Source organism: Okeania sp. SIO2F4 (assembly GCF_010672385.1).
GTDB lineage: Bacteria > Cyanobacteriota > Cyanobacteriia > Cyanobacteriales > Microcoleaceae > Trichodesmium.
In genome coordinates this window covers 1-4,711 of record NZ_JAAHGT010000778.1, presented here as the reverse complement: position 1 = coordinate 4,711, position 4,711 = coordinate 1, and the positions used below count along the sequence as shown (strand labels likewise).

Here is a 4,711-nt window from a genome sequence, read left to right as displayed (position 1 = left end):
CTGCTCGGACCAGGTTCAGACATAGTAAAAGCTGGTAAAGCAAGAAAGGCATTTGCCTATCTCAAGTAACGAACTTACCACTCAAGGTATGAGTTTTACCACCAGCTACCTGTACGGCAACCCCATAACACAAATTAATGAGTTACGCAATTATTGAAACAGGCGGAAAACAACTAAGAGTAGAACCAGGTCGCTTTTACGATATCGACCTTCTACCCGCAGCACAGGGAGATAAAATTTCCCTTGAGAATGTGCTTCTAGTTCAACATGATGGTGATGTTCATATTGGTCAACCCCATGTAGAAGGTGCCCTTGTAGAAGGCACCGTTATGAGACATTTGCGAGGCAAAAAGATTATTGTCTACAAAATGCGGCCTAAAAAGAAGACTCGTAAAAAAAGAGGACATCGCCAAGAACTTACCCGCCTAATGATTGACTCCATTAGTCTCAATGGCAAATTATTAACAGCGGAACCTCAAACTTCTGCTACAGAAGTAACCCCAGTATCAACTCAGACCGTTACTGAAACTACAACTGAACCTACAGAAGTTAGTAGTCCTGTAGAAACTATCGACGCTCAAATTTCAGAGACTACAGCAGAAGTTGAAACTGCATCTGAAGAAAAACCAGAAAATTAGGCACAATAGTTACAGCAGTCATTTATAAATAGTAAAATTCGGAGGAAATTATGGCCCATAAAAAAGGTACTGGTAGTACCCGCAACGGTCGTGACTCTAACGCCCAGAGATTAGGTGTTAAACGTTATGGTGGTCAAGTTGTTAAAGCAGGTAATATTCTTGTCAGACAACGTGGTAGTAAGTTCCATGCAGGCAATAATGTTGGTGTCGGTAGTGACTATACTTTATTTGCTTTAGTTGAAGGTGTCGTAACTTTTGAAAGAAAAGGTAAAAGTCGGAAAAAAGTTAGCGTTTATCCTGTAGCTCAAGAAGCTAATGTTGCTGTAGCTGAAGCTTAAATCATTTTAACTTAAGCTAGCTAAGAAATCCCGCGACCTCTAATATCATGTTCGGTAGAACAGTTATAATTAGGCTCGTAGTTGTGCAATATCCCTAATACTAAGTATTGTAAGGGTTCTTGCACAACTACAAACAAAAACTTTATTATAAGTAATTATCCGATTGGACTTTGGACAAAAAAGTCAGCGTAATATTTACACTAACAACCTTAATTAAGGTTTAAACAGCGAATTAAATCTGGAATTATCTTCGTTTATGACATTATTTATCCCATTTGAAAATCATAGGATGGGTCTGGTTCAATTTCTCCACCGAAACAGATATCTAACGGGACTTTCTTGAAGGGAATGAACAACCCTTTCTAACTCATTAATAATATTTCTTCGAGTCATTTTTTCCACTGCATTAATATGAGCTTCACTTCCGGCTTTTCCGTTCATATTTATATTTAGTTTTTTTGTGAGAATCAGTAGCCATTGGAAAAATTGGCTCCGCAGATGTAAGGATTCAGGTGAGAGCGATCGCCATTGAATGATTCAGGTATCAGATGCAGGAATCAGAGAAAGAACTGATAAATCATCATCATCAAGAGCGATCGCCTTTAAAGACTGCTCAAACAAATCAATTACTGAACGTCCCTGACGACGACAGGTTTGTACCACAGTCAGTAAATTGGCTGTATGTTGAAATCTTTCCATACTTCTGGAGCCACCACTTACCTTTCTTTTGGTGATAGCTAACCTTAATGACCGCTCTGCTAGATTATTATCAGGTGCTACCTTCTAGGTGAGATAGAAAATACCACCATTGATCGGCTTTGAGCTTGAGGCTGCGTAACAATTTTCCAGCCTCATAAACTGCTTTATTGCTCCATTGTTTGAGGGTTAACTCTACCTTATGTTTAAATCTAACAGCCCAGTGATGATAAACATTGTCCTCTTGATTTTACTGCCATTGGCTATAATATAGTAGAGTTTCTGATTTCTATTGACTTGATAACGAATGATATGACAATCACGGGGAGTTACCTCTGCTTCTGGTTCAATTTTCTGAATTTTCTGCTTGAGCTTACGGATTAAACTCTGAATTTGTTTTTCTCTGAGGGCTGCTGATTGAGTGGTTTGCTCTGATGTTTGACTAGGCATGAGACTGAATAATTAAAAGGGGAACTAAAAACCATAAAATGAACCGTCATCCTTTTACTTTAGTGTGAATTACTGTCACAGATGAAATTGGTAATCAGATTTGGAAACCGATGTGGCTGATTGTGATTGGTTCTAGCGCCAGTTCAGTTAAGTCTCATTGATTGCTATGAATCTTATCGACAACGTTATGACATGGAACAACTAGCTCCTCGTCGTGGGTAAACAAAGATTTTTAATGACAGCTTATTCAACTCCAGATGTTAAACAGGAAGAAAATTGGTTCAAATTAACATTTATTGCTTATATTAATTTATGGGTTGCAAGGAATAATCGTGTTTTTTTACCCCATCATTGGGAACAGTATTTGAAGAGTAAGAAATCAGTTAAAATTACTCCCAGTTTAGTTCCAAGAGACTTTTATAGAATAATTTCGACTTTGGGTACAATGACTACATCTCCCAAACTTCGAGGTTATTCTACCGGACGGATTAAAGGATATAAAATAACACCACGAACTCGTCATCAAGTTATCACAAAAGGGAATAAAAATTATCGAAAATAACTAAAAGTTGGCATCCCCGTCGGCGATAGCTCTCCATTGTTTCTATTTTTCAGTGATTAATATCATGTCCGCTGGGGCGCGTTTGTGTAAACCCAAGGGTTAATATCTAGAGGAAATTTAAGTTTTTTTTATTGCCCTTAAGTATTCTTGCCAGTTAAGTGTTCCCAGTTAAGTGTTCCCTGTTCCCTACCTTTGCTATACAATACCGATGCTACCGGACATGATATAAATTCACTAGAGATAGAGGGATATTGCCAGACTTAGTTAGCGTAAATATTACGCTAACTAAGTCTGATTTTTGTCCAAAGTCCAATTAGTAACTTTTCCGAAATTTGTCACAATTTATGCGAAAATCTAATTATTGATACACCCTGATTGATCGAACCCAGCTCAAACTGGCTGGGTTTTCTTTTTCTATTGAAAGTTGGCATTATACCAGTTTGAAAAAAGTATGCTACAAAAACCTGTAAAAAACGATCGGAAATACTTAAAAAGAACTTCTCTAATTTATTTGAGAAAGCTATATCTATCATTTTCCCTTTTTTTATTCAATATTTACTCCAACTTCGGTCTGACCTACTCCCGTTGCATGCAACGTCCCTAGCATTTGTAACAAACATCGATCGCGCTTGGCATTAGATACCAAAATTATAGGTGTTGATAATTTTTTATAGGAGTTGGTTTGAGGATAATTTCTGGACTCTGGAGTGAGATTTTAATTATCAAAACCTACCATACCTAATTTTTAAGCAATTAGAATTAATATTCTACAGTAATTCAACAACGCCTTAAATTTTCTTAGGTTTTTCTACTAACAATCATAATTGTCACAGGATTAAGAGGATTAAACCGAGTTAAATTAGCTACAGGTATAGAACGAGATAACTGCACCTGCAAAAGACGATAACTCCAAGAGCGATCGCTTCTTGTTCTTTCCTCTACCCAACTTACAGCAGTATGTAAATTTTCCAAAGTTGTAAATGCTAAAACTATTATTCCTCCAGGTAGCATTCTAATGCCACAAACTCCCAGAATATTTCTGAGTTTACCACTATTACCCCCAATAAAAATTCTATGGGGAGGACGCAGGTGATGTAAAATGTCGGGAGCATTACCATGAATAGAAACTACATTTTTCACCTGAAAGCGACGGCAATTTTCTTCAATTAAACCTGTTCCTGCTGAAGTTTTTTCAATTGCATATACTAAAGAATCACTGCAAAAACGAGCAATTTCAACTGAAACCGAACCTGTTCCAGCACCAATATCCCATATTATTTGTCCTGGTTGTAAACTCAACTCAGCTAAAATTAACACCCGCACTTCCCGTTTTGTCATTAATCCGGGGCGGTCATCATAACTTAAAAAATAATTATCTGGTATCCCCAACAGAGGCAAATTAGCTAAATCTACAGGTTGATGAGGGATTTTAGATTGACGTAATAATACCACCAAATTCAACGGTGCAAATATTTCTTGTTGTAGTGCATCTATAGACCATTTTTGCACTCGTTCATCCTCACTACCAACATTTTCACACACCCAAAATTGATATTTAGTTGGTAAATTTAAAGCTAGTAGCAAATTAGCGATCGCCTTTGGTGTATTGGTAGGATCTGTTAATACAGCAATTTTCTCAACTCCCTGCTGTAATACTTGAATTAACTCATCCATAGATCGACCATGAACGCTAATTATTTTTGCATCTTGCCAAGGAATTTTGATGCGACTAAAAGCTAATTGTACAGAACTCAGATGGGGGTAAAATCTTAATTTTTCTGCTGGAAAATGTGTAACTAATAACCTTCCTAAACCAAAAAATAGGGGATCTCCTGATGCTAAAACTACTATACAACTATTAGAAGTATCTAAATGTAAATGCTGCCGTATTTCTACAATTGCCTCAAGTACATCTCCGAGTACAATAGTTTCAGCGGTATGATTAGGAAAATAACGAAGATGGCGATCGCTTCCTACCAATAAAGTCGAACTTTCGACTATTTTCAGTACTAACTCATTTAGTCCAA

5 protein-coding genes and 2 pseudogenes are annotated in these 4,711 nt (G+C 37.0%); 3 read left to right on the top strand and 4 right to left on the bottom strand.

Annotated elements, in window-relative coordinates; translation table 11 throughout:
• Positions 1-137: 137 nt before the first annotated feature.
• Both rplU and rpmA read left to right on the top strand, forming a co-directional pair.
• Positions 138-524 (top strand): annotated as a pseudogene (rplU, locus tag F6K22_RS32545) (50S ribosomal protein L21); the annotation flags it as partial.
• A 164-nt stretch (positions 525-688) separates the two neighbouring features.
• The gene (rpmA, locus tag F6K22_RS32540; RefSeq protein ID WP_293107849.1) at positions 689-976 is read left to right on the top strand and encodes a 50S ribosomal protein L27; all 288 of its coding nucleotides are present in this window, start codon (positions 689-691) and stop codon (positions 974-976) included.
• A gap of 300 nt (positions 977-1,276) precedes the next feature.
• Here the strand turns inward: rpmA and F6K22_RS32535 are convergent, their stop codons facing one another.
• The 3 genes and pseudogenes from F6K22_RS32535 to F6K22_RS32525 form a co-directional block, all read right to left on the bottom strand.
• Positions 1,277-1,417: a hypothetical protein gene (locus tag F6K22_RS32535; protein WP_293107847.1), complete on the bottom strand. Its 141-nt coding sequence runs from the start codon at positions 1,415-1,417 to the stop codon at positions 1,277-1,279.
• Between the two features lie 96 nt (positions 1,418-1,513).
• Positions 1,514-1,904 (bottom strand): annotated as a pseudogene (locus tag F6K22_RS32530) (IS66 family transposase); the annotation flags it as partial.
• Positions 1,868-2,122 carry a hypothetical protein gene (locus F6K22_RS32525; RefSeq protein ID WP_293107852.1) on the bottom strand — a complete coding sequence of 85 codons (255 nt, stop codon included), beginning with the start codon at positions 2,120-2,122 and terminating at the stop codon, positions 1,868-1,870. The gene F6K22_RS32525 and the pseudogene F6K22_RS32530, both read right to left, overlap by 37 nt.
• A 235-nt stretch (positions 2,123-2,357) precedes the next feature.
• Between F6K22_RS32525 and F6K22_RS32520 the strand changes: the two genes are divergently transcribed.
• Positions 2,358-2,684 carry a hypothetical protein gene (locus tag F6K22_RS32520; protein WP_293107844.1) on the top strand — a complete coding sequence of 109 codons (327 nt, stop codon included), beginning with the start codon at positions 2,358-2,360 and terminating at the stop codon, positions 2,682-2,684.
• Between the two features lie 798 nt (positions 2,685-3,482).
• Here the strand turns inward: F6K22_RS32520 and cbiE are convergent.
• Positions 3,483-4,711: precorrin-6y C5,15-methyltransferase (decarboxylating) subunit CbiE (gene cbiE / locus F6K22_RS32515; protein ID WP_293107841.1), on the bottom strand; the 1,229-nt coding region annotated here is incomplete at its 5' end.